This is a genomic window from Actinotalea sp., from assembly GCF_035443605.1.
Taxonomy (GTDB): domain Bacteria; phylum Actinomycetota; class Actinomycetes; order Actinomycetales; family Cellulomonadaceae; genus Actinotalea.
The window spans coordinates 14,954-17,364 of record NZ_DAORSQ010000059.1 but is presented as its reverse complement, the minus strand read 5'-3'; the positions used below and the strand labels follow the sequence as shown (position 1 = coordinate 17,364).

Below are 2,411 nucleotides of genomic sequence, written 5' to 3'. Positions count from 1 at the left end.
CCCCGCAGACGGTCGGCCCCCTGACCGGCTCGCCGCCCCCGCCCCCCGTGGACCCCACGGTCCCGACGACCCCCGCCAACCCCGGCGTCACCGGCATCGGCCTCGTCGACGCACTGCTCGACAAGGCCGTGGCGATCCCGTCGAGCGTCATCCACACCCACGTCGACCGCCTGCGCGCACGCAACCCGCACGCGTCCCCGGAGCAGATCATCCGGCTCCTCGAGCGCCAGTACCTGCTCGCGGTCGCGACGTCCGGGGGTGCCGTGGGCGCCGCGGCGGCTGCCCCGGCGATCGGCACCGGCGTGGGCGTCGCCCTGACCACCAGCGAGATCGCGACCTTCTTCGCGGCGTCGTCGGCCTACGCCCTCGCCGTCGCGGACGTGCACGGCATCGCGGTGGAGGAGACGGCCCGACGTCGCACGCTGCTGCTCGCGACGGTGCTCGGCGAGCAGGGCGCCCGCCTGGTCGGCACCCAGACCGGCCTGGGTACCAAGGCCTGGGCCCGCACGCTGCTGGTCAACATGCCGACGTCCACCATCAAGCAGGTCAACTCCGCGCTGACCCGGCGGATCCTGCGCCGTCAGGCGAGCCGTCAGGGCGCGCTGGCGCTGGGCCGGCTGGCACCGTTCGGGATCGGCGCCGTCATCGGCGTCACCGGCGCCCGGGCGCTGGGCCGAACGGTCATCGTGGGCGCGCAGCGCGCTTTCGGCCCGGCACCGCTGCACTTCCCGGTGACGCTCGAGCTCGCGGTCTCGGGGCCGGACGACGCCGCGGCGCCGATGCGGGTGGTCGAGGCCCGCGCCGACGTCCAGGCGATGGAGCGGCGCGAGCCGGGCTGAGCCCGGGCCGCGCTCACCAGCGGGCGTGCACGTGCCCCCGGATGCGCGCGTCGTACACGGCCCGCAGCGCGTCGAGCACCGCGTCGTCCAGCGGCGCGAGCGCCGCTGCACCCGCGTTGGCGAGCGCCTGCTCCGGCCGGCTCGCACCGGGGATGACCGTCGTGACCCCGGGCTGGTCGATGATCCAGCGCAGCGCGAGCTGGGCCGTCGTCGCGCCGGCCGGGGTGAACCGCGCGACCTCCTGCGCCGCGGCGACGCCGACGTCGTACGGCACCCCCGCGAACGTCTCGCCCACGTCGAAGAAGGCCCCGGCCCGGTTGTAGAGCCGGTGGTCGTCCGCGGCGAACGTCGTGCTCGCGTCGAACTTCCCGGTGAGCAGGCCGCTGGCCAACGGGACCCGGGCGATGATCCCCACCCCCGCGGCCACCGCTGCGGGCAGCACGCGCTCGAGCGGCTTGCGACGGAACACGTTGAGGATGATCTGCACGGTGGCGACCCCGGGCCGTGCGATCGCGGTCAGTGCCTCATCGACCGTCTCCACGGAGACGCCGTACGCGGCGACCCGCCCCTCCTCGACGAGCACGTCGAGCGCGTCGTAGGTCGCATCCCGCCCGAAGACCTCGGACGGCGGGCAGTGCAGCTGGACGAGGTCGAGGGTGTCCACGCCGAGGTTGGCCCGCGAGCGGTCCGTCCAGGCGCGGAACGCGTCGAGCGTGTACGCCTCGGCGGCGTGCGGCGAGGCGCGCCGCCCCATCTTGGTCGCGACGGTCAGCCCGGCCTGCGGCCCGCGCTCGGCGAGCAGCCGTCCGATGAGCTGCTCGCTGCGCCCGTCGCCGTACACGTCGGCCGTGTCGAGGAAGGTCACCCCGGCATCGACGGCGGCGTGCAGGATCTCCATCGCACGGTCCGGGCTCACGTCGCCCCAGTCCGCGCCGAGCTGCCAGCAGCCCAGGCCCACCACGGAGACCGGCAGACCGGTCCTGCCCAGCACGCGTGTGTCCATGTCACCCGACGCTACTAGGGTTCGACCCACGCTCGACGCGACGGAGGACCCGCGATGCACCTCGACCACGCCGCCGTCCACCGCCGCGTGCTGCCGGTCGCGGCCGACCGCGCCTGGGACCTCGTCACCGACGTCCACCAGCACGCGCGCTGGGTGCCGATGACCCGGATCGGCGCCCCGACGCTGCTGAGCGTCGGGGAGACGTTCGTCGCGGTCTCTGGCTCGACGGCGCCGCAGGGCGGGCCCGGCCTCGTGGACCGGATGGTCGTCGAACGCCTCGACCCGCCGGTGGCGGCAGGGGCGCCGGGGCCGGCCACGACCGGCGTGGCCCGGTTCCGCAAGGTCGGGCCCGTGCTGGGCGGCATCGCCGAGATCCGCGTCCGGCCGCTCGGACCGGCGCTGTGCGAGGTGACCTGGATCGAGCGGATCACGGTCCGCGGCGTACCCGCCGGCCTGACCGACCTGGTGGCGCGCCCGGCCACCGGTGTGATGCTGCGGCGCGTGCTGGGCCGGGTGGCGGCGGAGGTGGGCACGAGCGCAGGGACCTGACCGCGCACCGGCGTCGTGCC

Annotated in this window: 3 protein-coding genes; 2 read left to right on the top strand and 1 reads right to left on the bottom strand. The window is 75.6% G+C overall.

The genetic code is table 11. The features are described 5' to 3' along the window. The coding region (locus PKY62_RS08185) for a hypothetical protein (protein WP_324536218.1) at positions 1 to 839 on the top strand (839 nt) is incomplete at its 5' end. A 13-nt stretch (positions 840 to 852) separates the two neighbouring features. Here the strand turns inward: PKY62_RS08185 and PKY62_RS08180 are convergent. After that, a complete protein-coding gene (locus PKY62_RS08180) occupies positions 853 to 1,842 on the bottom strand; it encodes an aldo/keto reductase (protein ID WP_324536217.1) in 990 nt (329 codons plus the stop codon). A gap of 54 nt (positions 1,843 to 1,896) precedes the next feature. Here PKY62_RS08180 and PKY62_RS08175 point away from each other — a divergent pair, with 54 nt between their 5' ends. Continuing rightward, positions 1,897 to 2,391 carry an SRPBCC family protein gene (locus tag PKY62_RS08175; protein ID WP_324536216.1) on the top strand — a complete coding sequence of 165 codons (495 nt, stop codon included), beginning with the start codon at positions 1,897 to 1,899 and terminating at the stop codon, positions 2,389 to 2,391. Positions 2,392 to 2,411 lie beyond the last annotated feature (20 nt).

What these genes read in the sequence shown, in the direction of transcription:
- PKY62_RS08175 (WP_324536216.1), top strand. Translation starts at nt 1,897, where the DNA reads ATGCACCTCGACCACGCCGCCGTCCACCGCCGCGTGCTGCCGGTCGCG.
- PKY62_RS08180 (WP_324536217.1), bottom strand. Translation starts at nt 1,842, where the DNA reads ATGGACACACGCGTGCTGGGCAGGACCGGTCTGCCGGTCTCCGTGGTG.